At 39.1% G+C, this 26,018-nt stretch carries 26 protein-coding genes and 1 tRNA gene; 7 read left to right on the forward strand and 20 right to left on the reverse strand.

Annotated elements, in window-relative coordinates; genetic code table 11:
* The first annotated feature begins 74 nt into the window (after nucleotides 1-74).
* From OO016_RS03930 to OO016_RS03940, 3 genes are all read left to right on the forward strand, one after another.
* Nucleotides 75-656 carry a TetR/AcrR family transcriptional regulator gene (locus tag OO016_RS03930; RefSeq protein WP_266011007.1) on the forward strand — a complete coding sequence of 194 codons (582 nt, stop codon included), beginning with the start codon at nucleotides 75-77 and terminating at the stop codon, nucleotides 654-656.
* 51 nt (nucleotides 657-707) lie between these two features.
* On the forward strand, nucleotides 708-1,457 hold the full coding sequence (locus OO016_RS03935) for an SDR family NAD(P)-dependent oxidoreductase (protein ID WP_266011009.1): 750 nt from the start codon (nucleotides 708-710) through the stop codon (nucleotides 1,455-1,457).
* A gap of 94 nt (nucleotides 1,458-1,551) precedes the next feature.
* The gene (locus OO016_RS03940) at nucleotides 1,552-1,944 is read left to right on the forward strand and encodes a DUF423 domain-containing protein (protein WP_266011011.1); all 393 of its coding nucleotides are present in this window, start codon (nucleotides 1,552-1,554) and stop codon (nucleotides 1,942-1,944) included.
* A 153-nt stretch (nucleotides 1,945-2,097) separates the two neighbouring features.
* Here OO016_RS03940 and feoB read toward each other — a convergent pair whose 3' ends face one another.
* From feoB to OO016_RS03955, 3 genes are all read right to left on the reverse strand, one after another.
* A complete protein-coding gene (feoB, locus tag OO016_RS03945; RefSeq protein ID WP_266011013.1) occupies nucleotides 2,098-4,305 on the reverse strand; it encodes a ferrous iron transport protein B in 2,208 nt (735 codons plus the stop codon).
* On the reverse strand, nucleotides 4,298-4,546 hold the full coding sequence (locus tag OO016_RS03950) for a FeoA family protein (RefSeq protein WP_266011015.1): 249 nt from the start codon (nucleotides 4,544-4,546) through the stop codon (nucleotides 4,298-4,300). Before OO016_RS03950 ends, feoB begins: the two co-directional genes overlap by 8 nt.
* 103 nt (nucleotides 4,547-4,649) lie before the next feature.
* On the reverse strand, nucleotides 4,650-5,324 hold the full coding sequence (locus OO016_RS03955; protein WP_266011017.1) for an SCO family protein: 675 nt from the start codon (nucleotides 5,322-5,324) through the stop codon (nucleotides 4,650-4,652).
* A gap of 160 nt (nucleotides 5,325-5,484) precedes the next feature.
* Here OO016_RS03955 and rseP point away from each other — a divergent pair, with 160 nt between their 5' ends.
* Both rseP and OO016_RS03965 read left to right on the forward strand, forming a co-directional pair.
* The gene (gene rseP / locus OO016_RS03960) at nucleotides 5,485-6,837 is read left to right on the forward strand and encodes an RIP metalloprotease RseP (protein WP_266011019.1); all 1,353 of its coding nucleotides are present in this window, start codon (nucleotides 5,485-5,487) and stop codon (nucleotides 6,835-6,837) included.
* Nucleotides 6,838-6,906: 69 nt separating this feature from the next.
* Nucleotides 6,907-6,983: transfer RNA gene (locus OO016_RS03965), tRNA-Asn, on the forward strand.
* Here the strand turns inward: OO016_RS03965 and OO016_RS03970 are convergent.
* From OO016_RS03970 to OO016_RS04000, 7 genes are all read right to left on the reverse strand, one after another.
* Entirely contained in the window at nucleotides 6,946-8,478 is a 1,533-nt protein-coding gene (locus OO016_RS03970) for a recombinase family protein (RefSeq protein WP_266011020.1), read from the reverse strand. The genes OO016_RS03965 and OO016_RS03970 overlap by 38 nt on opposite strands.
* A gap of 193 nt (nucleotides 8,479-8,671) precedes the next feature.
* Nucleotides 8,672-9,493 carry a MerR family transcriptional regulator gene (locus tag OO016_RS03975; protein WP_266011021.1) on the reverse strand — a complete coding sequence of 274 codons (822 nt, stop codon included), beginning with the start codon at nucleotides 9,491-9,493 and terminating at the stop codon, nucleotides 8,672-8,674.
* 278 nt (nucleotides 9,494-9,771) lie between these two features.
* Nucleotides 9,772-10,029, reverse strand: a complete 258-nt coding sequence (locus OO016_RS03980; protein ID WP_266011022.1) for a hypothetical protein — start codon at nucleotides 10,027-10,029, stop codon at nucleotides 9,772-9,774.
* A gap of 322 nt (nucleotides 10,030-10,351) precedes the next feature.
* The gene (locus OO016_RS03985; protein WP_266011023.1) at nucleotides 10,352-11,602 is read right to left on the reverse strand and encodes an McrC family protein; all 1,251 of its coding nucleotides are present in this window, start codon (nucleotides 11,600-11,602) and stop codon (nucleotides 10,352-10,354) included.
* On the reverse strand, nucleotides 11,603-13,822 hold the full coding sequence (locus OO016_RS03990; RefSeq protein WP_266011025.1) for an McrB family protein: 2,220 nt from the start codon (nucleotides 13,820-13,822) through the stop codon (nucleotides 11,603-11,605).
* On the reverse strand, nucleotides 13,819-14,877 hold the full coding sequence (locus OO016_RS03995; RefSeq protein WP_266011027.1) for a DNA cytosine methyltransferase: 1,059 nt from the start codon (nucleotides 14,875-14,877) through the stop codon (nucleotides 13,819-13,821). Before OO016_RS03995 ends, OO016_RS03990 begins: the two co-directional genes overlap by 4 nt.
* Entirely contained in the window at nucleotides 14,870-15,724 is an 855-nt protein-coding gene (locus OO016_RS04000) for a DNA-methyltransferase (RefSeq protein WP_266011029.1), read from the reverse strand. The genes OO016_RS03995 and OO016_RS04000 overlap by 8 nt, the downstream gene beginning before the upstream one ends.
* A gap of 157 nt (nucleotides 15,725-15,881) precedes the next feature.
* Between OO016_RS04000 and OO016_RS04005 the strand changes: the two genes are divergently transcribed.
* Nucleotides 15,882-16,169 (forward strand): calponin homology domain-containing protein, encoded by a 288-nt coding sequence (locus OO016_RS04005; protein WP_266011031.1) that lies wholly within the window; start codon nucleotides 15,882-15,884, stop codon nucleotides 16,167-16,169.
* Between the two features lie 36 nt (nucleotides 16,170-16,205).
* Here OO016_RS04005 and OO016_RS04010 read toward each other — a convergent pair whose 3' ends face one another.
* Nucleotides 16,206-17,258 (reverse strand): hypothetical protein, encoded by a 1,053-nt coding sequence (locus tag OO016_RS04010; RefSeq protein WP_266011033.1) that lies wholly within the window; start codon nucleotides 17,256-17,258, stop codon nucleotides 16,206-16,208.
* Between the two features lie 76 nt (nucleotides 17,259-17,334).
* Here OO016_RS04010 and OO016_RS04015 point away from each other — a divergent pair, with 76 nt between their 5' ends.
* Nucleotides 17,335-18,327, forward strand: coding sequence for a S1 family peptidase (locus OO016_RS04015; protein WP_266011035.1), 993 nt, complete (start codon nucleotides 17,335-17,337; stop codon nucleotides 18,325-18,327).
* 146 nt (nucleotides 18,328-18,473) lie between these two features.
* Here the strand turns inward: OO016_RS04015 and OO016_RS04020 are convergent, their stop codons facing one another.
* The 9 genes from OO016_RS04020 to nosZ all read right to left on the reverse strand — a co-directional run bounded on the left by OO016_RS04020 (nucleotide 18,474) and on the right by nosZ (nucleotide 25,994).
* Nucleotides 18,474-18,998: a RipA family octameric membrane protein gene (locus tag OO016_RS04020; RefSeq protein WP_266011037.1), complete on the reverse strand. Its 525-nt coding sequence runs from the start codon at nucleotides 18,996-18,998 to the stop codon at nucleotides 18,474-18,476.
* Between the two features lie 379 nt (nucleotides 18,999-19,377).
* A complete protein-coding gene (locus tag OO016_RS04025) occupies nucleotides 19,378-20,160 on the reverse strand; it encodes an ABC transporter permease (RefSeq protein WP_266011039.1) in 783 nt (260 codons plus the stop codon).
* Entirely contained in the window at nucleotides 20,153-20,863 is a 711-nt protein-coding gene (locus OO016_RS04030; protein WP_266011041.1) for an ABC transporter ATP-binding protein, read from the reverse strand. Before OO016_RS04030 ends, OO016_RS04025 begins: the two co-directional genes overlap by 8 nt.
* Nucleotides 20,860-22,110 (reverse strand): nitrous oxide reductase family maturation protein NosD, encoded by a 1,251-nt coding sequence (locus tag OO016_RS04035; RefSeq protein WP_439649301.1) that lies wholly within the window; start codon nucleotides 22,108-22,110, stop codon nucleotides 20,860-20,862. Before OO016_RS04035 ends, OO016_RS04030 begins: the two co-directional genes overlap by 4 nt.
* Nucleotides 22,107-22,541, reverse strand: a complete 435-nt coding sequence (locus OO016_RS04040; RefSeq protein WP_266011043.1) for a CopD family protein — start codon at nucleotides 22,539-22,541, stop codon at nucleotides 22,107-22,109. The genes OO016_RS04035 and OO016_RS04040 overlap by 4 nt, the downstream gene beginning before the upstream one ends.
* Before the next feature lies 1 nt (nucleotide 22,542).
* Nucleotides 22,543-22,836, reverse strand: a complete 294-nt coding sequence (locus OO016_RS04045; RefSeq protein ID WP_266011045.1) for a cupin domain-containing protein — start codon at nucleotides 22,834-22,836, stop codon at nucleotides 22,543-22,545.
* Nucleotides 22,837-22,839: 3 nt separating this feature from the next.
* Complete coding sequence (locus OO016_RS04050) at nucleotides 22,840-23,283, reverse strand: nitrous oxide reductase accessory protein NosL (protein WP_266011047.1); 444 nt, start codon at nucleotides 23,281-23,283, stop codon at nucleotides 22,840-22,842.
* A gap of 16 nt (nucleotides 23,284-23,299) precedes the next feature.
* On the reverse strand, nucleotides 23,300-23,935 hold the full coding sequence (locus OO016_RS04055) for a hypothetical protein (protein WP_266011049.1): 636 nt from the start codon (nucleotides 23,933-23,935) through the stop codon (nucleotides 23,300-23,302).
* 100 nt (nucleotides 23,936-24,035) lie between these two features.
* Nucleotides 24,036-25,994, reverse strand: coding sequence for a Sec-dependent nitrous-oxide reductase (nosZ, locus tag OO016_RS04060; protein WP_266011051.1), 1,959 nt, complete (start codon nucleotides 25,992-25,994; stop codon nucleotides 24,036-24,038).
* Between the last annotated feature and the right edge of the window lie 24 nt (nucleotides 25,995-26,018).

A 26,018-nucleotide genomic window follows, 5' to 3' on the forward strand; every position in this document is an offset into this window, starting at 1 on the left:
TGACAAGAAAATCTAAAAAAAATGTTAATCATTTTTTGAAACGATTGTTTCAATATATATTTGCAATGAATATTATGTCCAGAACACTGACATTTGATAGAGAAACCATACTCCAGAATGCGATGCAGCTTTTCTGGGAGAAGGGTTATAATGCCACTTCCATGCAGGATCTGGTAGAAGCTACCGGGCTTAACAGGTCCAGCATCTACAACACCTTTGGTTCAAAATTGGATTTGTACAAGGCTTCTCTGTCGGTTTACCAAAAAAGAACCGGAAAAACCCTGAAAGAGGTCCTTCTCAAAGCGAACAGACCATCAGAGGCTTTGCAAAAGGTCTTCGAGATGGCCCTTCGGGAAATTGTTGAAGATAAAGAGGGCAGGGGATGTTTTAATATGAACTGCAAATCTGAAATGGGCAATCAAAATTTGGAAATCCGGCACTGGCTGTTGGGGACACAGGAGGAAATGCTAAGCCTTTTTGAGTCATTGGTTAGCCAGGGACAGCAGGAAGCAGAATTTAATCTGGACAAATCTGCTCAGGAATATGCCTATTACTTATATAGTAGTTTTCAGGGATTTAGGATGACGGGCATTCTGGTTAAGGACAGGCCTGTGTTGGAAGGGATAATTTCAAATACATTATCCGTATTGAAGTAAATTTTTTTAATCTAAAATGGAACGAACGTTCCAATAAATAAATCAAATTATATGCAAAAATTAAAGAACAAAGTAGTAGTAATTACCGGAGGAAATTCCGGAATTGGACTGGAGACTGTCAAAGCATTTTTAAGCCAGGGGGCAAAGGTGGTCTTTTCAGGAAGGCGTCAGGAAGCGCTGGACGAAGTGGCTTCATCAATTAGTGGAGACTTCAGGGCTGTGCTGGCAGATCAATCCAGGATTGAGGACAACTCTCGTTTGATCCGTGAAGCGGTAGCGGCATATGGGCAGATAGATGTACTATTTGTAAATGCCGGAGTGGCTTATTTTGCACCAGCCGACCAGATAGATGAGGATCATTTTACCTCCCAGTTCAATACCAATATTAAAGGACCTGCCTTTTTAGTTAAAGAAGCTATCTCTCATATGAATGAAGGTTCCAGCATTATCTTCAACACCTCAATTGTTCATCTTAAAGGCTTTGAAGCAGCTGCAGTATACAGTGCAACCAAGGGTGCCCTGAGGGCTTATGCAAGGGTATTAACCACTGAACTGGCGCCAAAAGGTATCAGGGTGAATTCTATAGCTCCGGGGCCCATCGCAACGCCAATATACAACAAGATGGGCATGCCTGAGGAAGCCGTTAATGAAATGGGCAAGTCCTTTGCAGCTTCCAATCCTCTGGGACGTTTTGGTGAGCCCCGGGAAATAGCCGAAGTTGCTGTTTTCCTTGCCTCCGAAGGTGCCAGTTATATAAACGGAATTGAAATAGCCGTAGACGGAGGAATGAGCCAGATATAATGATAATCATCTCCAGCAGTAACCCGTTCACAAAAGCTGGACGGGTTTTTTCTTACCTAAATTCTTCCTACATTTCATTCTTATAGCTCATATTATGGAAGTAATCTTAATGGTGCAGGTATTGGGGGGTCTCTTCGGCATGTTAGCTGTTGTTTTCGGGGCCTTCGGGGCACATGCATTGAAAAAGAAATTATCGGCAGAACAATTGCGAAGCTATGAAACCGGAATCAAGTACCAGATGTACCACGCTATTCTCCTCCTCGTATTGGGATTCAATTTAGGATTTAGCACTGCTTCGGAACGCTATATGGCCTACTGTTTTATTTTGGGTATAGTCTTCTTTTCCTTCAGCATTTATGGCCTGGTTATAACAGAGGCGAAAGGACGCAAGTGGAAATTCCTGGGGCCGGTAACCCCAATAGGAGGTCTCTTGCTGGTTGCAGGCTGGGGGCTGCTGATCTATTCTTTTCTTGCCAATATGTTCTAGGATCAATGGCAGTTGCAATCTCCCTGTCCGCACCCTCCCTGGTCTGATTTTTTGGGAGCGAACCATTTTTGGGGGAGCACAAACTTTTTCAGCAAATAAAAAAGCGCAATGCCGAGGGCGAGATATACCAATATGGATTGTAGCAGGCTCATACTATTTCAGAAGCTGATAGGCTATGAGGGATATAAGGTACGCAAATGTGCTCATAAATGCCAGTTGCAGTAGAGGCCATTTCCAGCTGTTGGTTTCTTTTTTAACAATGGCCAGTGTACTCATACATTGCATGGCAAAAGCATAAAAGAGCAGCAATGATATCCCGGAGGCCAGATTGAACAGCGGCTTTTTGGTTTGTTCGTTGATCTCCGCAGCCATACGATTCTTTATGGTCTCCTCTTCGTCATTCCCCACGCTGTAAATGGTAGCCAGTGTGCTGACAAACACTTCGCGGGCTGCAAAGGAGGTAATCAGGGCAATCCCGATCTTCCAGTCGTACCCCATAGGTTGTACCAGTGGTTCAATGGCCTTTCCCATATATCCAATATAGGAATGCTCCAGTTTGTAACTGGCAATTTCCTGGACCTTTGCTTTTTCCTCCAGAAGATTGTTGAAGGCCTGAAGAGAATCCCGGTATTCAGGCAATGCCAGGGCGCTTAGGTTAAAATCTTCGATACCGGTTTTGATAAAAGCCTGGCTATTGGCAGAAAAACCCTCATTCTCGATTCGCTGGATTACAATATCTTCCGCATTTTCAAAATCTTCAGAAAATCCGTTTGAACCCAGAAACCAAAGTACAATGGAAATGGCCAGGATAATCTTCCCGGCTCCCAAAACAAAGCTTTTGGTCTTTTCCACAACCGTAAAGGCAACATTTTTAAACAGGGGCAATTTGTATGAAGGCATTTCGGCCATAAAAAAGGAACGGCTCTTGATTTTAAGAACCCTGTTGAGCAGCATGGCAGAAAAAATTGCTGCCCCGAAACCCATAAGATAGAGCAACATCAGGGCAAGGGCCTGATAACCCAGCCCCATGAAACGCCCTTCAGGGATGACCAGGGAAATAATGATCAAATAGACCGGCAACCTGGCCGAACAGGTGGTAAAGGGGGTAACCAGGATGGTTATTAATCGTTCTTTCCAGCTGTCGATATTCCGTGTAGCCATAACTGCAGGGATTGCACATGCGGTACCAGAAATCAGAGGAACCACACTTTTACCACTTAACCCAAACGGTCGCATGAGCCGGTCCATCAGAAAAACTACCCTGCTCATATAGCCGGATTCTTCCAGGAGTGCAATGAAAAGGAACAAGAAGGCAATTTGCGGGATAAAGATCACAATCCCTCCAATTCCGGAAAGAACTCCCTCGGCAATGAGATTGGTAAATGCCCCTTCAGGCAGGGTATTTTTAATCCATTCACTGCCAGCGGCAAACTGCTCGTCTATAAAATCCATCGGATAACTACTCCAGTCGAAGATGGCCTGGAATATGGTCAGCAATATGACAAAAAAGGTCAGATAGCCAAACACCTTATGGGTAAGCACCCGGTCCAGGCCAGCCCTTAAACCTTTTGCTTTGGTTCGGTCTACCTGGTACGTTTCCTTAAGAATGTTGTTGATAAACTTGTAGCGGTAAATGGTCTCCTTTTGTTGAAGCCGTTTGAGCTCTGACTTGGATTTGGTCTCGAAGTCTTCACTGATTTTAATGGGCTTCTTGTCTACAGGACTAAAATTTACATCCTGGGTAATCACAAGCCAGAGCTTGTAGAGATCTTCGTTGGGGAAAACAGTTTGTAAGCGCCCGAAATATTCCGGGGATATTACTGAGGCATTCAGGTTGGGTTTTGTAGACAGGTTTTTGTAATCGGCAATCAATTCCTTGATCCTGTCTATACCTTTGTTTTTTCTGGTACTAACCAGGGCAATCCTGGTATCCAGCTTTTCTTCCAACAGGCTTAGGTTGATGGTAATACCCTTTTTAGACATCCTGTCGGACATATTAATTACCAACAGGGTAGGTATCTTAAGGTCCTTGATCTGGGTGAAAAGCAGGAGGTTTCGCTTCAGGTTTTCCACATCGCTGATCACTACGGCCACATCCGGATAGTCTTTGTTGTTCTTGTTGAGCAGTAGTTCCACAACCACACTCTCATCCAGGGAAGTGGTATTGAGGCTATAGGTGCCCGGGAGGTCCAAAATATGTGCTTTTACCCCTCTGGGCAATTTGCAAATACCTTCCTTTTTTTCTACCGTAATACCAGGATAATTGCCCACCTTCTGGTTAAGGCCGGTTAATTCATTAAACACGGAGGTTTTTCCGGTGTTGGGATTCCCGATCAGGGCTACATTGATGTTTTTAGTCATGGGAATCCTGATCTTCTATGAGGTCTATTTCTATTTGCAGGGCTGTGGCCCTCCTTATGGCTATATGCGATCCGTTAACGTTGATGTAGATGGGGTCGTTCAGTGGGGCAACCTGGACCAGTTCTACCTCATTACCTGGGAGACAACCCAGTTCTAGGAGTTTGATGGGAAGCAAATCATGTTGAAATTCCCGGATTACCCCACGCTGTCCATTTCTAAGGTCTGCTACTGTGATCAACAACGCTTATTTAGATTAAATTTAAGCAAGGACAAAAATACAGGAAAAAGGTGGAAAATTCAGGAAAAAACTCCTAAAACCGCATGTGCATTTCTATGTTTCAGGACTAATTTTGGTAAGAGGCCTTGAGTATTTTGAGGTCTTTCAGGAGTTCCTTTATTTCCTCCGGGTTGGTTCCGTCATAAGTCCCGCGAATTCTTCTCTCCTTGTCGACCAGGATAAAATTTTCCGTATGTATCATGTCGTACGGACCTCCGTCGCCATCGCTTTTTACCGCCAGATAAGACTTTCTGGCGAGCTCATAGATTTGTTTTTTATCGCCCGTAACAAGGTTCCACTTATAATCCAGGACACCTTTTTTCTTAGCGTATTTCTTTAGTTGTGCCACAGAATCAATATCCGGTGTAACCGAATGGGAGAGCAGTAGCACCTCCTCATCATTCAGGATTTCCTTCTGGATATCGGCCATGTTTTTAGTCATGATCGGACAAATGGTAGGACAGGTAGTAAAAAAGAAATCGGCCACGTAGATCTTGTCCTTGTAGTCTTCCTGGGTCACGGTTTCACCGTTCTGGTTGACCAGGGAGAAATCTGCTATGGTGTGGTATTTTTTAACGTGGGTAATGGTGCTGTCTACCAGTTCGGGATTAAAATCGGCGGGCTGGTATACGGGCAGAGTAACTTTTGGTTGAAGCGCATTGTAAAACAGGTAAAGGATTACGACGGAAAGACCGGCCAGTACAATTCCAAAGCGCTTGTATTTTGCAAAAAACTTTATCATGATTTCGTTTGCAAAGTTAATTCACAGGGAGCAGGGGTTCAAATCCCTCAGCTGCGATGTGCTGCTAAATCTTTCTTAAATTCAGAAAGCCTTGAATAGCTTACTTTTTTAAGAGCGCCTAAAACACTACTTTTGTGCGTTTTAATGGCAAAATGAAACCATGAGTCCCATTCTCATCAAAACCATACAATTTTTCCTGAGCCTTTCATTGCTGATAATTCTGCATGAGCTGGGCCATTTTATCCCGGCCAAGCTATTTGGTACCCGGGTTGAGAAATTCTATCTGTTTTTCGATATCAAATATTCCCTTTTCAAAAAGAAGATCGGTGAAACCGTTTATGGAATAGGCTGGTTGCCCCTTGGCGGTTATGTGAAGATTGCCGGGATGATCGATGAGAGTATGGATATGGAGCAAATGTCCCAACCCCCAAAACCCTGGGAATTTCGTTCCAAACCTGCCTGGCAAAGGCTTATCATAATGCTTGGGGGAGTTACGGTGAATTTTATCCTTGCCGTTATTATCTACATCGGGATGGCCTATGCCTACGGGGATCAGTTTATCCCAACCAACAGCCTCAGGGACGGTGTATGGGTTACGGAAAAGAATATAGGAGACGAACTGGGAATTCAGACCGGAGATAAGATCCTTGCCATAGACGGGGAATATGTAGAAAATTTCAATGGCCTGCTGGGCGAGATCATTAATGGTAACAATATAACCATTGAGCGTAGCGGGCAGGTAATTGAAAAGGAAATTCCTGTAGATTTTATAGCCACCTTGCTGGAGGATGAGGACAAGATACGCTTCCTGAGCCCGAGGATCCCCTTTGTAGTTGGGGATATCCCGGAGGTTTCATCAAACAAAGATTCCGGCCTGGAAGTTGGAGACATTGTAATTGGCATTGGCGATGATCAGGTCACATACTTCGACCAGGCCAGGGAGGTACTTAAAAAATATGCAGATCAGAACACTGTGATCACCGTACAGCGGGAAGAATTGCAACAGCAAATTCCTGTTGTTGTGAGCGACACGGCCACCATTGGTGTCAACCTTGGCGTTCTGACCTTCGATCAGCTGGAGCAAAAAGGCTATCTGAAACTGGAAACCAAAAAGTATTCCTTTACCGAATCCATACCTGCAGGTATAGACAAGGGGGTAACTACGCTAACCAGCTATGTGAAACAGCTTAAAAAGATATTCAACCCTGAAACCGGGGCATACAAAGGTGTGGGAGGGTTTGCTGCCATCGGAAATCTCTTTCCCGACAGCTGGAACTGGCCGGCATTCTGGAGTACTACGGCTTTGATCTCCATTATCCTCGCCTTTATGAATATCCTTCCCATCCCAGCTTTGGATGGTGGTCATGTGGTGTTCCTGCTTTATGAAATGGTAACCGGGAGAAAGCCGAGCGACAAGTTCCTGGAGTATGCCCAGATGATAGGATTCTTCCTCTTAATTGCCCTGTTGTTATTTGCCAATGGGAATGATATCTACAAGTGGTTGTTTAAATAGAAATCCGCTTTTTTTTATTGGGGTATTGGAAAGAAAAATTTATATTTGCATCCGCTAAAAGCGCAATATTCCTCCTTAGCTCAGTTGGTTAGAGCATCTGACTGTTAATCAGAGGGTCCTTGGTTCGAGCCCAAGAGGGGGAGCCAAATTAGACAAGCCACCAGAAATGGTGGCTTTTTTATTTGCCACCCTTTGAGAAAGCCAATTTTTACCGGTGATGAGGTCCACAACAGAATTCAATTTTCCGATTCGATAATTTTTTCCAGTAAAAATCAATTTCTCAGGGAATATCGAACCAACTATCTGCCGTTTAATCTCTACAGGAGCCATCAAGTAATGTTCCTTCAATTGAGAAATCAAATTTATAGCCTGGTCAAAATAGACATTGAAGTTAGATTGATCCGTATTTAAATTATCGATTTCATTTTTTATCTCCTGAATTCCTTTTTTGATACGGATAGTCAGTCGGTTATAATCTTCAATTTCTAGGACACCCGTGGCCAACTTGTCATCTACACGTCCGAGATTGTTTTGCAGTTTTAGTAATTCCTTTTCCTTTGCCTTGACTTGAACCTCTCTTTTGCCTTCCTGACTTTCGAATACATCCTTAACCACCCTCTGATATAATCTCATTACGGAAACCGGTATTTGTATCGACTCTAATAATTTCTCAAATTGAGTTTCTGCATAATCTGCGGGGTGACGCTCCTTACATCCATTCTGACAATGATAGTAATTATAATATCGGCTTCTTCCCTTTGAACGGCTTGCTGTAAGGTTATTTCCACAGGTATTGCATACCAAGTGCCCTCGTAAAGGAAATATTTTGTCCGTTTCTTTTTGTTTAGGTTTTTTTCGGACATTGCCATTTACAATATCCTGCACTTGGTAGAACAATGATTCCGGAACAATGGAAGAATGTTTTCCATCCACAAGTTCCTCCGGTTCCTCGCGGTAGGCAATAATGCGAATTTTACCCATATAGAGAGGGTTCCGTAACAAGTTGTAAAACGTTTGCTTAGAGCACTTGAAACCTTCTCTGACCAGATCTTTACGGATATGATCTAGTGGTCTCCGGTTTTGTGAAACCTCTTTAAAAGCCCTTAAAATGAACTTAGCGTCATCATTAGGTTCTATGGTTTTAGCAGCCTTATTATTGTCATATCCTTTTGGTGCAGGCCATACCCAGCGCCCTTCACGTAACGCCTGTCTCATGCCTCGAATAGTGTTCAGACCGCGTCTTTCATTTTCTACTTGTGGGAGTACCATATTGAGCATGTATGCAATTAAATTTTCCGGCACAGTTAAGTCCAAATCATTTTCAATAAATCGCAATCGAACACCCAAGTTTTTCAATTTTTCAATCATTTGCATGGAGGCATAAGCGTTCCTCGAAAACCGATCGAAGCGAACACACCACAACTCCTCAATATGTATGTTCCTTGATTTTAGGTCAACAATCAACTTTTTAAATTTTGGGCGGTCAAAATTTTTACCTGAGCATTCTTCCTCATAATGGGCTACAATTACTTTGCCATTGGATTTGCAATGCATAAGGAGCCTTCGCTGTTGGTCCTGTAAACTAAATCCATTTTCCTTCTGGTCTTCAGTAGAAACCCTAGTATAAATCGCAACGTTCATTCTTCATAAATTTTAAAAATTTCGTATTCTAGCATAGCCAACTGATATAGTGTATGGCGCAGTATTACAATGTTTTCTTCGGATAAATTTTTTGCATCAGGGCCTAATATTTCCTTGCATGATTCAATTGATAACATTATTAATTAGAAACATCAATAGTCCTTGGTTTTTGACCACTTGCCTATCTTTTTTCCTATTTTAGGGTTTCGCCCTCTTTATCTATCTTTTTAGTTTCAGTAATCTTATATGCGGTTCTTGAATCGTATTTAGTGTCTGTCCTAACTCCAAAATCGATCATATTGAAAAGTGCTTCAGCAGTCCTTTTATCTTTCATCAATCTTTCCTTTTCAACAATGTATTTCTTTCCTCGTACCGTTACTTTTAATTCCTTAAGGTCAGACAGTTTTAAAGATTCTTTTAACTCCTTTTCAATTTTTGTTGAAGTATATTCTGTTTGGTTCGGAAATCCTGTTCCTTTTGAAAACAATGAAATTACATCGATACAGATATAGTCATCTTTAAGATTCCCATCCTCGTGAAATTGGTTCAATGCTTCTTGTCTGCATAATAATGACTCACCATCTGCAAAAACGATAAGTTTTATGGGTTCTTTGAACATTCTACCATATGCGAGATAAAAATCAAGGATTAAATACTTCGAAAGGACTTTTTCAGAATTGTAGGACTTTAGATACTCATTAACTTTTTTTATGGCATTCATATCTAAACCAAACCTCCTTAATTTTTTTATGATGGTTATCCAAACCATCTCCGAAATAGAAAACCTTCTCCACCCCTTACCCTCGGGTCGATCATCTTCAAGAATGCCAATTTCATTCCAGTGGTTTAATACCCTTGATGTCACTTTCTCATCTGATAATTTATATCTTTTTTCATTCAGAAATTCCCTTATTTTTCCTCCTTTGGGGATAAAATTGAAAAGAAAATGATGATCAAACCAACCTGAATCAGTGAGTATTTCTGCCCACTGTAAGCGTGTCAACTTATTAGCCATTAGAAATAAAACTTACATAAGTGTAATATTCACAAACTTAATAATAAAAATTACATCAATGTAAGTTTTTGTACATTTATAAGATAGAAATAGGCCAATTCCTTTTTCATTATAATCTTGCTCTTTTCTAATTAAGACAGATAAGAAGGAAGTTTAATTAACAACCGTCACAAAGGGATCTATGATAAAAGGAAAATTAGTTATGGAAGTTTTATTAAAGCACAGAAATGAATCCTTTTATATAAAATATAGATAGAGGAAGGATAACATGTCAAACTTCAATATTTGTCATAACTAAAATCTACAGGTTCCCCAGATTCAAAGGATATGGGGTTTAATCTCGGAAAAACATAAGGCATCAATTTAAGCAATATCTCTATTCTCTTTTTATCTGGAATTGATTCTAAGTATGAAGGCAAATGTTCTAATTCCTGAGCAATAATTTCTTTTAAGACATTTCGAAGTTCTTTTGTAATTCTATTTGGAGTTCCTTTTTTTCGACCTCCAATTTTTTCATGACCCTTGGTGAATGGCATCGGTAGTTAATACTATTTTATACTATTATAGTATTCCAAATTAAGCGTTATAATGCAATTAGAAGCATACTAATTAGCATTAAATTTCATAGTTGAAATTTGATTTATTTATTATTTCCAATAGGGTCGTTTTGATAAAACTACTAAATCAACAGTGGCAATTCTAGTTTAAGATTACAATTATCTTTTTACAGAATTATTCTTGATCAGTATAACAGGATTGTGTAAAATAAGGGATTACTTACTGAAGCAAATTGCCATTTATAGTGCTTAAAAAATTTTCGGTATAGTTCTTTGCATTATTTGGAAATAATGTTGAAACCTAAATTTCAAGTAATTCAATAACTTTTTGCCCAATATCCATGCTTAATTTATTTGAATCTGTATCGATAACGGAAACAAATCCAATCTTGCATTGGTGTTGCATTCGTTGCATTTGTTTATCCCTTCCTTCTATATAGTCTTTATTGTTATAATTGGCAAATTCTTCACTGAGGGTCTCGTCACCAGGATAAAGCAACAGTCCCTTTTTGGCTTTCCAAAATCGGCAATAAGAGTATATCTGCTTTAGATCATTGTTTGATACAGATGTTTCCAATGGAAGTTTCCACTTTGTATCTATGACATATGTATCATTACCTTTAGATAAAATTATATCAGGCTCTAGATATTTATTGTTCCAAAAATTTTTCTTTTGATGTGTTTGAATTCCTATACCTTTCTCAAGGCATACTTTTCTTAGTTGTAAACCAACAAATTCTTCCCACAGTTTGTTCATATCAAAGAGAATGGATAGAATCCTTTCTTCGCCAGTCTCGATGTCCGGAGAACTATTGCTTATAATTAGTTTGGCAAGTTCAAGGGCGTACTCATACTCCTTAGTCTTCCTATTCAATACAACTTTAGTTAGATGCTTGGAATTTATTTCTAAAGGATCAGAAATAGGAAAGTTTAGTGATATTCGCTTGCATTGATCAAAAAGGTAAGACCCCTTTGAGAAAAATGATACTATTTGTAAGGCCTTTAATAGTATTTGATGCAATAAATGATTAGCATCATAAACTTGATGTGTTGTATAAAAGCGTTCTTTGTGGATAAGGTTGTAACGGATATTGCCTGCAAAATCTAATTTGCCTTTTAAAGCCTTTGTGTTACTGGTCTCTTTTCTATACTGCTTAACTAGCCCCAAACGAATCAACCTATCTAATTCATTGAGATATATCTCAAAATAAACATAAAGTAAATTGAGGTTTTGTTTTTCTACTAATCCTGGACCAAATGGTGTAGCCTTTAATTGATTACAGAAGGATAGCATTTTGAGCAGTTTCCCACGCCATTTCCCGTCCTTGTCATTCTTGTCGGCCTTAGGATTGATCTCAATACTCAATCCATCAATCTGTATGACACCAACATATTGATTGAACTTAACACCTCTTGGAATTGGTTGGAAAAAGTTAGTCTGATATTGGTCATTTAAAGCCAGTAATTTCTCAAGGTGGCTATCTGTAAAACCTTTGTCACCAACATATAAGCGTTGATGCTCGAAAACTGATATTTTTTCGATAAATGACAATTAGGCCATATCTTCTGAAGGAGTATTTAATAACTTTTCTACAGCAGGCATTATCTCTTCTGCTGAAACTTCCTTTATTAAATACGACGGTTTCTGTTTATAGCGATCTTCATCTCCTTCATATACAAAAGGGGCGAACTTTTTATTTTGATTGATAATCTTATCAATGAACCCATCTCCTAGAACTAATCCAATTTTACCATAGTCACCGTAGAAGTATTCTTGTAATAAAGGAATTATACTGTTCTTAAAAGTATTAGCAAGGTCTTCTTTTGTTTTTACGTTGATGAAATATGCGTGCCCAATTAAATGATCTTTATCTAAAAGTAGCCCTATATTATTATTTATGCCCTTAAGTATATCTGATACTTTAATTCCTTCAATTTCTTGCCGTATTACTGAAAGATCAGGGGGCATTTCTATAAATTCAAATCTCCTCCTTAATGCCGTATCCAAGGCTTCAACACTCCTATCAGCCGTATTCATAGTTCCATAAATATCAACATTGGATGGAACTGTAAATGTTTTTTTTGAATAAGGGAGTTTAATAGGCAATTCATTCGATTTACCTTGTCTTTTATCTTTTTCTATTGAGGTTATGAGTTCGCCAAATATTTGGGAGACATTTCCTCGATTGATTTCATCAATGAAAATGGCGTACCTGTTATTTGGATCTCCTTCGGCCCTCCCGCACAGTTCTTTAAAAATCCCTGGGACTACATCATAACCTAAATCACCCGCTACTTCTTCTCCATCATCAAGCATGATTGGTTTTATACCTTCTATAAAATCTTCATAACTATATGATTGGTGGAAGGTTATGAACTCATACCTTTTTACAGGTTTTCCAGGTTCAGGTTCAAAATTGTCTACACCTGTTTTAATTTCAATTATTTCTGGGCACTGGTCATGAACATTATTTTCTAAGATTTTCCATTCACCATCTTCCATCTTATTAAATATTAATGGTGAGAACCTTTTTGCGACATTAACTGTTTCGGATTCTAAGATTGTATGTGTCTGAAGTTGTCCCCATATTGTGTTGCTCAGTGTTTTTATTTTTTGAGTCCTTTGTTTCTCAACAATCCATCTATTATCAATTAGTTGGCTTACCTTGGATTTACCTTCTTCCAATAATGCTATGGCAATTACCTGCCACCAACTCAATTCTTGAACAACAGATTGGAAGTTTTCTTCCGGTGACAACCTATCTTCTGTGGTAGTATATATAGGAAAGTAATCGTTTTTTAGCCTATATGTTTTTCCGGTTCCTGGTGGGCCGTAAAGTATTAAGTTTATTGGGTCTTTACTGGCAGGATATTCACCTTCCGCTACTTCTTTTTGTGCTTCTACTTTTAAACTTTTTGGGGATAGGTTTAATGAAGTATTTACGCGTTTAAGATATTGAGTAAGTGCATCATTTAAACCTTCCTTGATTATAAAGCCGTCCTGAGGGGATTTGCCTAGGTAATAATTGAAATTTTCGCTTACAGCACTTTTTAAGACTCTAAATGGTCCGACGGCTCCTTCAATATCTATGTCATCTACTGTATCGCCATTTACTAATTTTGAATAGATTCCTTCTTGTTGGAAAATTATTTCACCTTCGTCCAATCGTATTTTATATATAGTTTCTTCTGAAAATACAGTTAAGACCCTTCTAAGTTTATCTTCTAAACCTCCATCAGGAAGGTTTTGGTTAGTGATAAGATTAAACAACAGATTTTTACCTTCTTCTGTTAATTGATTAGCATTATTTAAGAACATGCAATCGATAATATCCAAATTGCTAGAGAATTCAAGTGATTTGGCAAATCTATCACCACCTGTTCTTTCTTTACTTTCAGGTAGAGTATCGTCTGTGAAATAAACCTTGGCAAGTTTCCAAAAAAGTTCAATTGTAACTTGAAGAGGTTCGAGTTGTTTTTTAAAAAGGGGTGAATCGTTGATCAGGTCTATAAAGTCATTGTCCGCAATACCAGAATTTTGTAATTGAACCCTATAAAAGTCTAATAGAGGGTCATTTAATTCAGATTTTAAACGAATTTGAGTATTATTATCGGAAACAAATTCTTCTGAATACTCAAGAGTACTATTGCCAAATTTATATAATGTAAAGAGTGATCCGAATAATTGGGCCAAATTGTTCATTGAAGATTTAATACCCAATCGCAAATTTAAACCCTCCCTAGGAGTGATTTTAACTGGTCCTACTTTCATTTGTTTTCGTTCAAGTGAATGATATTTGCAATTTCTGCCGCTAACATAGGCGGAACCGCATTTCCCACTTGTTTCATCTGGGAAGACTTCGTCCCATAAAATAAAAATCGATCAGGGAAAGATTGTATTCTGGCGGCTTCACGAACGGTTAAGCAACGGTTTAATATGGGATGTGTGAATAACCCTGAAGAAGGGGTATCAAATCTTGTAGTAATTGTTGCGGCTATTCCATCCTCATCTAAACGTGACCATGTGCCACTATAAATTGACTTAGTCCTGTGCTCTTCCGGAAGTACTTCCTTGCCCTTGCCTTTTGGTATTAAAGAAAGCCTTTGAAGGGCAATTTCAGAGTGCTTAGTTGAAATATGGTTGAAAATACCTTCTGAACCGGACCTCATGATTTTTTGATAAACAGAAGTTGCAGGCTTTTCATAATCGAAATATTGATGGCCTTCGCCAGACTCAATAAAAGGAAGGTCATAAATTGCCTCCTTTATTGTCGTTACTTGATTATTTGGACTAGGAAAAGGTAACATAGTTCCATCCATAGACCCTAGGAAAAAAGCCCGTCTGCGATTCTGAGGGACTCCGAAATCAGAAGCATTAAGAGTTTCGGCGTTTACGGTATATCCAAGTTCATTAAAACCTTGAATTATCTGCTCTTTAAAAAAACCATTGGCAGTAGATAGAATATTAGGAACATTCTCAAGAACAAAATATTTGGGCCTAAATATGTCAACAGCATCTATGAACCTCTTGAAAAGATAGTTCCGTTGGTCATTTATACTTAACCTTTTTCCCTTTTGAGAAAAACCTTGACATGGGGGACCTCCAACAATAACATCAATCTTGCCATATGAATCTTTTAACCTTTCTAAGTTGATCTCTCTAATATCTTCATTGATGACAGATGTATTAGGATGGTTTAATTCATAGGACTTTGAAATTTCTTTATCGTATTCAATGGCAAAGGCCACTTCAAACCCCTTTGAAATGAATCCTTGTGAAAGCCCACCAACACCGGAGAATAGGTCTGCTACTTTTAGACTAGCCATTTACAATTCTTGATTTAGACAGTTCATAGTAATCATTATCCAAATCGATTCCGATAAAACGCCGATTAAGCCTTTTTGATGATACGCCAGTTGTTCCACTACCCATAAAAGGATCAACCACGACATCGTTGATATTGGAAAGATGCTTGATTAAATGTGAAATTAGTTTAGTAGGCTTTTGTGTGGGATGCTTGCCAAAACCTTTTTCCTTTGTTGTGGTGAGGGAACTTTCAAAGAAATCATGCACAACTTTCCCTTCGTTATTGAAAGTTCCAGAAGTATCGTTATTTATAAAGTAAATCCAGCCCTCCGTCGAATTTACAAAGTGTATATTCATATTTCTGGGCATGGGATTGGTTTTATGCCATACTCCTGTTGTCTTATAGTAGAATTTATATTTAGAAGCAAGTTTAACTATTGTTTCCACCTTCATGAGCGACATAAAAATAAGTAATGCGCCCCCCTTTTTTAAGATACGAGCGCTTTCCCTAAGAAATTTATCCATCTGCTCTTCCCATTCCTCTTGGGAAAGGTTATCCCAACCGGCATATGCAAACTGATTTTCTCTCATTTTAACCAAGTTCGTATTCCTTTTGTGCATGAAATTACCCAAATTGTAAGGGGGATCGGTTAAAACTAGGTCAACGGATGACTCATTGATTTTACCTAATAGATCAATGCAATCCCCTTTAGCAAGAATGGATCTATCTAGGATAGGTTCAAACTTTATATTCTCATTATTAGATGATAATTTATCAATATTGATAACATCACTAAATAGTGAAAATGGGCTAATTTCGGATCCATTGGTTGCAATCTTCGTATTTTCATATACTTCTTCAATCATTTGGCACAAATAGAATTTGGAATTTGAAAATATGTTTTTAAAGGTAAATTGACATCCCTGGTAATGGAAAGATATTTAAAAGTTACAAACATGGCAAGAATCAAAATGAATTGAAAATATAGTTCCGCAGATGTAGAATAGTGACCTAATTGGATTAATGAATAATATAGAAATAATGAAAAAAGCACCCAAACTTGAAAATAGCATTCTTGATGGTGTGATCAAAGTGGTATTTGATGGTCAAGGAGAGATCACTACCTATACCCGAAAATCTGAGGATTTGTGGGAGTGTGAATACTGCCGTAAGCCAGGCAAATGTGAAGAATGGGAGAGCCTTGACAGCCAAGGTGTTAAGAGAGAACTGGAGGTATTTATGGTTATGTATAGCAGGAACTTGGAAATAAATGGAAAAAAGGGGGAGAGAGTAATTTCAATTCATGAGTAAATAGAACTAATTAATTTTCTTAATACCCTTTTTCATTTAATGATATCTTCTATAGGTCTTACCTTCAATTACTCTCTTCACTTGGGCTTGATTTATAGCCTTAATTTCTTTAGTAATTTTTTCTAAAGACCATCCTTTTCCATTTAGTTCACGGATTAATAATACCTGTTCACGTGATAAAGTTTTCGGTCTTGCTTCAATTATTTTTAGATAATATTCATCATCTTTCCATAATTCAGCAATAAATGGATTTGGAACTCCTTTCCTGCGATTTTGTTTGGCGTATTTTGCAATCGCTCTTTCTCTTTGCTCAAGTGGAATTTTAACACGATCAGTTATTCTAAGTTTATGAAGAAACTTGAGTCCTTTAAAACCTCCAGGAATCATATTGAGACAATTTGCGTCTTTACTTAGACTATCAACTTTCTTTTCCTCCCAATCCATTGCCTCTTCATAGGACTGGTTGATTTCCCTTAAGTATGAAGAGAACTGAACATTGTTTTTCCCTAAACTTTCACGCCATGCCTTATGAAAACTCTTTGCACTACCTCGGCGTATTTCTCCTATATGCTCATTTAATCGTTTAAGCCAATCTCGACTTGTTATACCTGCATAATAATAATTATCCGAATCAGAATCATTCCATTGCATTGTTTCCAGGTTAACCTTTTTGTCCATATTATGCGAAACATAATGTATATAACACTGATGACCCTCCCTAGCATTTCCCCAACCTTTCAGTAAATATTGTAAGGGAACTATAATCTTTTGTGAGACTGTATTTCCGAAGTATTGTAACATCATGAATTCCGCAGGGGCGCGTCTATCTTCAAGAATTGCTCTGGTGTTGATCACTCTTTCTTGAAAGTCAACGCCCTGCGCAATCTTAATGTGAGAGACGCAAAGCCTTCTACTTCCTTTACAGCGGATCATGCTCTTCTCATTTGTCTTAATTAAAGACCTTATGGATCCAGGATACTTATTGTTTATTCCGTCAAGGCACTCATCAAGTCTTTTGAGAGTGGGAAGCCCGTCAGAATCAGGTAAAAGTGCTCGACAATTTTGAACATTAAGATATTTTAGTTTCATAACCAGTTAATTGTAAGTGGGCAATAGTTATACACTTTAATATAACTTTACCTATAAATCTAATGATCCGAATAAGATGAAAAAGAACCATAAATTAATAATTCTATCGATCCTGTTCGCTCTAAGTATTTCTGTTTTTAGTCAAGATAAGGAGTATTCATTCATAGAAACAGTTACTCAATCAAGTGCATTTTTGTTTGGATCTGCCAATGAACTCAACAAAAAATATCCAGTCGGATCAGGATTTTTTGTTAGCGATAATGGGTTGATTTATCTAATAACTGCAGCCCATCATGCAGATAGTATATCGAAGTCAAAAACAAGTTATATTAGATATATTAATCAATCCGGCGGTATTTCAGAATTTGAAAAGGTTGAATTTTCGAACCATGAATGGTATTACAATGAAGAATCAGATTTGGCCATTTTACCTATGAAGAGATCAGGTGTTTTATTCTCAGAATTCCCTATTGGAATTAGTTCGATTGCTATATATAACGAAAAGAAGGCTCCTTTGCGAAATGAAACTACTTATACTATCGGTTATCCCGATGGTCTAGGAAGGTTTAAAATGGAGCCAATAACATTAAGTGGACGACCGGCAAGTAAATTAATCCAATATAGGCTAGATAGTTTAAAAATATATACGGGATATTATCTGGATTCAAATTCTTTCGGTGGCAATAGTGGAGGCCCAGTTGTGACAGTAGATACTTCTGGAAAACTCAAAGAGTTAGTAGGTGTGGTGTCAGGCTCTAATACTAAATTAAATTTGGCTGTAATCGCCCCTTCTTACTCAATTATGGAAACGATTAAACGAATTCCAAAGTATTCAGATACTCTTAGAATAAGTTACGATAATGGCAAGCCATTTACATCAATCATATATCAGGAAAATAAGATTATGGAAGTTCAATACATTAAGAGTAGTACTGGTATCGATTTGGATAAGGGGAACCTTCGATATGGAAATGGGGAACTTTTACAATATGAATACTTAAATGAAAAACCCGTTCAGAAATTAATAATTAAAAACGGTGAAATTGTTTCTGTTCAAAGAATCAATTAGATGATTTAGGTTCAAAGAACAACTAAACAAGTTGGAAACTATTTAAGAAATTTTTTTCTCAGTATTTCCATTATTATCAACCAATACGTCACATTATTCATGTTATGATTTTCTAATGGATTAGTTAATAAGATAACCTGGAAAAATCAAATATTGCAAATACCAAGGCGAGGGTCTATATTACATAAAGAAACACCAATAAATATAGTAAACCATAATACCAAGAAACCTATTTGAGCAATTTTAATTGGAGAATGAACCGATGAATATTCTAAAGTTTTACCTCCATATTCTACGGATAAGGGTTCTTCGTAACTGCCTGATGCTGGATGTTTATTAAATAGATTTACATCAATTTCTGCCAATTCAAGAAAGGCATCATTAACCTTTGACGTCCTTTCTTCCCAATATCTAACCCAAAATAAGGATGATTTATAGTACAATATCCAACTAATGGATATTAATATGCCAAAAGCGGATATTATCAATTCAAGAATTAATGTAAGGTCTTTAAACGCAATAAACGAACCAACCAATACAACTTGAACACCAGTAAATATGGCATTTCTAATCATTTGAATATTTAATTCATTATTTCTTAATCTAATCCCCACATCTAGGTAAGCCCTCAGATTTTCTGTTTCGTTATTGTTTGACTTTTTCTTCGCCATTGCATTTATCCTTTATGAATATTCGTTTTGTTATAATCATACTAATATAATTCATTACCCAATTAAATAGGTGTTCGTATTGGTTCAATTAAATAGTGGGATGTAAACTGCGATGTGCTCTATATAGGTCTAGATTATGGTAGATAAGAGATTCCGACACATCATAGAGTTTACGGGCATCTTCATAAAATTGGTTCGAAAATAGTACTTCAGGGGAGCAGGTAATTTAGAAAAAGCCATCCACGAAAGTGGGTGGCTTTTTTCATGGGAAAAGTTGGGTAAGACATCTATCCTAACCTTTCTATAATTTGTTCCGCCCATATGTTTAATAAATTACCCGGATGGTAATTAGATCAATGCAAAGTTGTCGACCCTGACTTCAAAAATCCTTTTTCTTGGCCTTAAAAGATAAACTCCAAACGGGTAGTACTGTCCAAAGTAATAGTGCCGCAGCAGAAATCAGGAATCCAAGCCCGGTGCCAAGGAAGTTTTTAAAAACTGCTCCGGTATAACCCAGTAATGCAGAGATGTCCAGTTTTAGGAGTATCAGGATACGGGAAAGATCAATAGGGTTGAAAACAGTAGCTGCCAGGGAAAAGGTATCCAGAGGATATTCCTCGAAAGCAATAAGAGTAAGCAGGAACAACCCGTCATAAATCACCGCCATAAAAAGCCATAGCAGTACGGCATAGCCGAAGCCCTTTATCCTGTTTTCGTTAGAAAGAGCAATGTTAAATGCAAGTCCGGTGAAAATAAAAGTGAGCAAAGCCCCGATAAGGATAAGCATGGAAAAGTTAAGGATGGCGCCACTCTTGAATAGACCGTAAAGCAGAAAGGGCAGGCCCAGGCCAAGGCAAAGGCTGAGGGTCAGAGAACCTGCTACACCCAGGTACTGACCCATGAATATAGAAGACCGTTTTAAGGGTTGGGCCAGCAGCAATTCGGTGAATTCTCTTGAATTATAGAAATACATGACCCCGAAGATTGTGGCAATCAGTGGGACGAGTATAATGATAATATTCATTAGGGTAATCACTGCCTTAGAGAGGTCGTTGTTCAGGAATAACAATACAAAACCGAGCAACAGGTAAAACAAGAAATACACATAACTCCAACGGCTTCGCATCAAATCGTAAAAACTGTATTTAAGAATTTTAAGCATTTTGTTTCTCCATGGTTATATGTGCAATGGCATGTTCCAGATTTTTTTGTCCCGTTTTTTCCAGTAATCCGGACAGAGTCCCGGTATAATAGACCTGCCCTTCGAGTAAATACACGATCTGATCGGCAACTTCTTCCACGAATTGCATTATGTGGGTGGTGATGAGAAAGGTTTTACCTGCCTTCCGTTCCTTTTGAATTAAGTTTTTCAGTACAATCATTGCCGTTGGGTCAAGACCAGAGGTGGGCTCATCCAGGACGATCACCGGGCTGTCAAACATAAAAGTGAGCACCAGGTTTACCTTCTGTTTTGTTCCGCCTGAGAGGTTTGCCAACTTCTTATTCAGAAATGGTTCCAGGCCAAATAAACCTATAAGGGACCTTTCATCCCCCGGTTTGCTTCGAAGGTCTTTTATCATTCCGATGAGCTCCCTTACCCGGATATTCCCCGGGAAATTAGCAATCTGGGGTAGGTAATTAATTTGTTCCCTGTATTTCCACTGGTTTTTTACAGGTTGTTCCAGTATGCTGATGGAACCTTCGTCCGGTATAACCAACCCCAAAACACATTTTATAAGGGTGGTCTTGCCTGAACCATTCGGACCCAATACTGCATAGATTCCCCCTTCAGGAATATTGAGATTTACCCCTTTCAATACTTTATTCTTTGCAAACTGCTTATGTATATTCTCTATTTGAATCATTGAATTAAACGCATTTGGGGTTGGGAATCCACCAGGTTGTCCGGGGTAAAAACTGGGGATACCCTTTCGGAAAAATCAATCAAATCCATAAACAAACTTCGAAGCAGGATTAGGGTCTCCGGAGTGCGGTTCACTATATAGGAAAACAGCTTTACCGGTCGGTGGGGAACATCGCCCACCCCGTTTTTGTCCAGATCGTAACCCGAATAACTGCTCCAGTAGTTTCCTTCAAAGCTGTTATCGTTCACATTGCTGTTATAGGAAAGGTCAAAGGAATTGTGAAGGAAATTATTTCGGCTGAATGCGTTTGAATAACATGCGCCCAGTACCCGGATGGCCCAGCCATTGCTAACGAAATTATTACCCCTGTAGGTTATCCGATTGGAACCCTCTATATTGATCCCAACGGTATTTTCTTCAAAAAGGTTGCCGGTGATCTCAGCATCATTGATTTCTTTTAGCAGCATGCCATAGGCGGCAGGCCCCCAGTTTTTCCGGAACCGGTTCCCAGTCATACGGATCTTTTTAGAGAACATTACAGCGACCCCTGCCCCGTTGTTTTCGAAAAGATTGTCCGAATAAATATTGTCGTTGGAAAACATAAAATGCAACCCATAACGGAGGTTCTTGCGGCTCTGGTTTCCCCGGATGCGTATGGTATCTGCAAATTCAAGGTAAATCCCGTCCCTTACCCCCTCTATGTTGTTGTCTTTTACAAGTATATTATTGGAATACCAAAGATGGATCCCATTCCCGGAATTGTATTCATCCCGGGCAATCCCCAATATTTGGTTGCTGTCAACAACACCATGAGAAGATTTTTCAAGGAAAATTCCAAAAAAAAGATTTTCAAAGCGGTTGTTTACTATTTGAAAATCTTTGCTTCGCACCACCCGAATAGCAGCATGATCGGATGTATAGCTTACTCCCACATTAATAATGAAAAGACCTTCTATACGAACTCCATCCGATACGATCCTGAATACCTCACCTTTTTCATTTCCGTCAACTACAGGATAGTTTTGACCAAGAAGGGTTAATGGTTTATTTATAAGTATGTTAAACTCAGCATATACACCTTCTTTTATTATCAGTGTGTCCCGTTCCTGGGCTATGTTAATCCCATGCTGTATGGATTTGACATCACAGTCCGGACATACCTGAATGGTACCCGCTCTGACCGGAGTTATTCCCAATAACAAGAGTAGAAGTATATAAAAAACGTAATGTCGATTTTCTTGACTCATAAAATACCTCCGCTTCGAGCACTAAAACCCAATAGTACAAAAAGTATGGCTATAATAGTTACCAGGATTATATGAACAGACAGTGGCCTGAGGGCTTTTTTAGGGATAAGGTAAAACCTGGCGTGGATAGCCAATATGAGTGTGATGATCAGCAGGCCGTATTTCAGAAGGATATGGCGTGTAAAGTGGTCCTGCCAATTAAACATAAAAATGTCTGGGGTGTAAACTGTTGTAATATAGGTTCCTGTTAGAATAAGGATAAGCAAGGCGGGTAAACCAATGGGTTCAAAACGGGATTCGAACTGTTCAATAATCCTGAAATCCCTATTTCTCATCGCTTTGGGGAGAATTCCAATGGAAAGAATCAGATGACCTCCAGTCCATATGGTGGCCGCAAGAATATGAATGAAAATTATACTTTTGAGTATCATTTTAGCGGATAATCAAGAATCTGGAATTTTCCTTTGCCCTTACTGAATGTGGTATCTCTTTTGGAAACATAAAATCCTCATAGTGATAAAGAAGGAAGGATTTTCCCTCAATTTTAAAATCAAGCGCACCTTCCATGACTATTAGCGTGGCATCCTTGGGTGAGATATGCTCCGGAAGTATCGAGCCCTTTTCCATGATAATACATAAGATTTCCAGAGCCTTATTTTTATTGAGTTTATGGACCTGTATTCCTTTGATCGCTTGGGTTTTTATACGTTTACCAATCTCGTACATATCTTATTTTTTAAATCGGTTTCTGATTTCTTGCCATGAAAAAAGTACACCACCATGCTTTTGCAGTGCCTCCAATGCTTCAAGCTCTGTTTCAAATGCGGTTAGATACTCCCCCATAGGACTTGGGATGCCTTCGCTAACCAGATAAGTTGCCGCTGTGGCATCAATCAATTTTCCTGGATTTGTATATCCGTTTACAAGAAATATTGCAATGTCCTTATCTTCCCTTTCCTTCAGATAATTAAACATACATTCTATTGCATCGAATTTATACACCTTGCCTTTTTTGGTAACAATTTCAGAAGCGTGTTGTTTGTCTACTATTGTCATACGGCAAAAGTGACAGGTGTCAGAACCATATACAATTGGGTTAGCTTCAACAATACAGCTCAGCTGCAGTACCAGCAACAGGATCATTAAAATATATAGCCATTTTCTTGATTTCATATCGGCAGATAATATCTTATGTTTCCAAAGGTTTAATTACATGTCCGGACTTCGTGTTTTTCCAACCGAAATAACCGGCTAATAGAGTCAACGTCATACCTACAAACATTAACCAGGCCCCAGTGGCAGGGAGAGAGGTGACATCAAAATTTAACATTTTTACATGGCCAAACAAGGGTGGCTTATACGAAATCGGAGAACCATCCGGATTGGTAAGCTTCATGATCGCATTTGGATCGAGATTTGTCCCGTAATCCACCATCCATTCGTTAAAGTCGTACATTCCCATGACACCGAGGACCGACATCAAAAAGAACCACCCCAGGAACCATTTGTAATTTATCCTTCTAAAAAACCCTGCCAAACCAATTATCACTCCGATGGCTATCATTACAGCAACAATGATCGGGAAAGCGCTAAATTCCCACATGTCTTCATCCTTTGGAAGGGTTCGCATCCCTATGTAGTGGTTCAGGCCATCTATGTTTTGAATGTCAAATTCATTTACTCCCCTTATACCGTCAATATGAATGTTCATTCCGAGCGGATCGGGGTATTGCGGAGCACCCAGCATAATATTCCATAATGGAAAAATGTATAGACCCAGCAGAAAGAGGGGGCCAAGGATCATTAAGATGCTTGCTTTTTTCATCGGATTGATTTTTTATAGGACTTTTATGAGTAATAGGATAGCGGGCAGGTTTTCACACGGCCCGCTATTCCATTTTTAGCCAATTAACTAAAGAAACCTATTATTCTCCTACCGACCAGGATAATTCAATGCTTGAATTGGTTGGCGATACCCGAACATATCCCTGCATTTCCTGGTGAAGAGCAGAGCAGAAATCGGTACAGTAAAATGGCCATACCCCAACTTGTTTGGGTTCCCAAACAATGGTCTTGGTTTGTCCCGGCATTACAAGAATTTCAGATGTGTTGGCACCAATTGCTGCAAATCCATGGGGTACATCGAAATCCTGTTCATGATTGGTCACATGGAAATAGACCCTGTCTCCTACCTTGATGCCTTCTATGTTGTCTGGAGTAAAGTGGCTGCGGATTGTGGACATGTAAATATGTACATCCTTACCTTCCCGCTCAACTCGTGCATCTACCGGGGATTTTATACTATAAGGGTGATTGTTCTCATCCAATCTGTATATTTTCTTGGAATTCTGCCTTAACAGGTCTGCCGGACATCCCGCTGCGTAATGAGGTTCCCCATGTGTAGGGAAGTCATAGAGCAGTTCCATTTTCTCTCCCGAAATGTCATAGATCTGGGCAGAGTGCTCCATTTCTGGTCCCGTGGGCAGGTACCGGTCTTTGGTGATCTTGTTCATTGCCACTACATATTTTCCGAAAGGTTTTCTCGAGTTTCCACCGGGAATCATCAGGTGGCCAACTGAATAAAATGTGGGTTTGCGGTCTACTACTTGCCAGGTCTCCAGTTGCCACTTAACCACCTCGGATGAGATGAAGAAAGTGGTGTAAGCATTACCTTTTCCATCAAATTCCGTGTGTAATGGGCCAAGCCCCCCGCTTTTTACGACACCGGCAAGTACTTCTTCGAAATTCAATATTGGGATTCCATAAGCATACCCGTCATATTTTTCGGCTTCAATAGCGGCCAGCATATTGTCAAATGAGTGTACCGTGATATCTGCTGAAAGCTTTCCTGCACCTATAATATATTGACCTGAAGGGTCTACGTCACATCCATGAGGTGATTTGGGAGTTGGCAAGAGAAATACCGCACCAGGCACCTTGGTAGGATCCACAGTAAGAACCTTTTTCTTCATAGTTGACCTTGCCATATGGGTGCTTTCATCATACACGTTATGGGCATAATTTGCCGGCATTTCAGTTCCTCCTCCATTGTTTACATATTCCTCGATCTTCTTCCAGTTGATGGCGGCAATAAAGTCTTTGTCATTTTGTGAAGCATTCACTTCCTGGAGCGTACTTGCTTCTTCTGTATTATAAGTAGAGAAGAAGAACCAGCCATGGGATTTGCCCCTCCCGGGATGGGAAAGATCATAGTTAAATCCGGGCATGATTACCTGGAACTTAATATCCATATGCCCGTGTTCGGGATCGACATTAATAAAAGTCAGGGCACCTTTGAAATTACCCTTGTATTCATTGATTGGCATGTCACGCTGAGGTACTGGAACGGAAAAACGTGTACCTGCCACCACATATTCTGTATTTTCGGTAATAAATGAAGAACTGTGGTTTCCGGCACTATTTGGGATTTCGATGATTTCCTCAGTTTCAAATGTGCTCAAACTTACACGTGCAATCCTGGGGGTGTTGTTTCCATTTACAAAAATCCATCGACCATCCAGTTCCCCGTTGGTTTGTGAGATGTCCGGGTGGTGTAGGTCATCCCAGGGAATAAAACCATGGGAGGTAATTAACAGGGGTTTGGTTTCTTCGGAATACCCGTAACCAGAGGTAGGAAATTGGGAGAATACCGGTATTTCCTTGAACATTCGGCCAGATGGCAGGCCATATACCGTAAGGTTGCCACTATACCCTCCGGAAAGAAAGGCGTAAAATTCGTCCTGCTCTCCCGGTGCAACATATACTTTTTCAGCAGCGCTTGAGGATAAGGCTCCGTTGGCCGCATTTCCGCCCTGGTTACAGCCCGAAAAAAGCAATACCATTCCTGAAAGTGCAATTCCTATTTGTAAGGTAAATCGTTTCATTGTTTTTACTTATTAATAGTTAAT

The organism is Lentiprolixibacter aurantiacus (assembly GCF_026241225.1).
Classification (GTDB): Bacteria; Bacteroidota; Bacteroidia; order Flavobacteriales; family Flavobacteriaceae; genus Lentiprolixibacter; species Lentiprolixibacter aurantiacus.

Bases quoted from the DNA above. Each gene is read 5' to 3' on its own strand.
- OO016_RS04015 (WP_266011035.1), top strand. From the start codon at position 17,335: ATGAAAAAGAACCATAAATTAATAATTCTATCGATCCTGTTCGCTCTA.
- OO016_RS03935 (WP_266011009.1), top strand. From the start codon at position 708: ATGCAAAAATTAAAGAACAAAGTAGTAGTAATTACCGGAGGAAATTCC.
- feoB (WP_266011013.1), bottom strand. From the start codon at position 4,305: ATGACTAAAAACATCAATGTAGCCCTGATCGGGAATCCCAACACCGGA.
- OO016_RS04025 (WP_266011039.1), bottom strand. From the start codon at position 20,160: ATGCTTAAAATTCTTAAATACAGTTTTTACGATTTGATGCGAAGCCGT.
- OO016_RS04040 (WP_266011043.1), bottom strand. From the start codon at position 22,541: ATGATACTCAAAAGTATAATTTTCATTCATATTCTTGCGGCCACCATA.
- nosZ (WP_266011051.1), bottom strand. From the start codon at position 25,994: ATGAAACGATTTACCTTACAAATAGGAATTGCACTTTCAGGAATGGTA.
- OO016_RS03970 (WP_266011020.1), bottom strand. From the start codon at position 8,478: ATGAACGTTGCGATTTATACTAGGGTTTCTACTGAAGACCAGAAGGAA.
- OO016_RS03995 (WP_266011027.1), bottom strand. From the start codon at position 14,877: ATGGCTAGTCTAAAAGTAGCAGACCTATTCTCCGGTGTTGGTGGGCTT.
- OO016_RS04010 (WP_266011033.1), bottom strand. From the start codon at position 17,258: ATGAAACTAAAATATCTTAATGTTCAAAATTGTCGAGCACTTTTACCT.
- OO016_RS04005 (WP_266011031.1), top strand. From the start codon at position 15,882: ATGAATAATATAGAAATAATGAAAAAAGCACCCAAACTTGAAAATAGC.
- OO016_RS03940 (WP_266011011.1), top strand. From the start codon at position 1,552: ATGGAAGTAATCTTAATGGTGCAGGTATTGGGGGGTCTCTTCGGCATG.
- OO016_RS04055 (WP_266011049.1), bottom strand. From the start codon at position 23,935: ATGAAAAAAGCAAGCATCTTAATGATCCTTGGCCCCCTCTTTCTGCTG.
- OO016_RS03930 (WP_266011007.1), top strand. From the start codon at position 75: ATGTCCAGAACACTGACATTTGATAGAGAAACCATACTCCAGAATGCG.
- OO016_RS04030 (WP_266011041.1), bottom strand. From the start codon at position 20,863: ATGATTCAAATAGAGAATATACATAAGCAGTTTGCAAAGAATAAAGTA.
- OO016_RS04050 (WP_266011047.1), bottom strand. From the start codon at position 23,283: ATGAAATCAAGAAAATGGCTATATATTTTAATGATCCTGTTGCTGGTA.
- OO016_RS04020 (WP_266011037.1), bottom strand. From the start codon at position 18,998: ATGGCGAAGAAAAAGTCAAACAATAACGAAACAGAAAATCTGAGGGCT.
- OO016_RS04035 (WP_439649301.1), bottom strand. From the start codon at position 22,110: ATGAGTCAAGAAAATCGACATTACGTTTTTTATATACTTCTACTCTTG.
- OO016_RS03975 (WP_266011021.1), bottom strand. From the start codon at position 9,493: ATGGCTAATAAGTTGACACGCTTACAGTGGGCAGAAATACTCACTGAT.
- OO016_RS04000 (WP_266011029.1), bottom strand. From the start codon at position 15,724: ATGATTGAAGAAGTATATGAAAATACGAAGATTGCAACCAATGGATCC.
- OO016_RS04045 (WP_266011045.1), bottom strand. From the start codon at position 22,836: ATGTACGAGATTGGTAAACGTATAAAAACCCAAGCGATCAAAGGAATA.
- rseP (WP_266011019.1), top strand. From the start codon at position 5,485: ATGAGTCCCATTCTCATCAAAACCATACAATTTTTCCTGAGCCTTTCA.
- OO016_RS03980 (WP_266011022.1), bottom strand. From the start codon at position 10,029: ATGCCATTCACCAAGGGTCATGAAAAAATTGGAGGTCGAAAAAAAGGA.
- OO016_RS03990 (WP_266011025.1), bottom strand. From the start codon at position 13,822: ATGAAAGTAGGACCAGTTAAAATCACTCCTAGGGAGGGTTTAAATTTG.
- OO016_RS03955 (WP_266011017.1), bottom strand. From the start codon at position 5,324: ATGATAAAGTTTTTTGCAAAATACAAGCGCTTTGGAATTGTACTGGCC.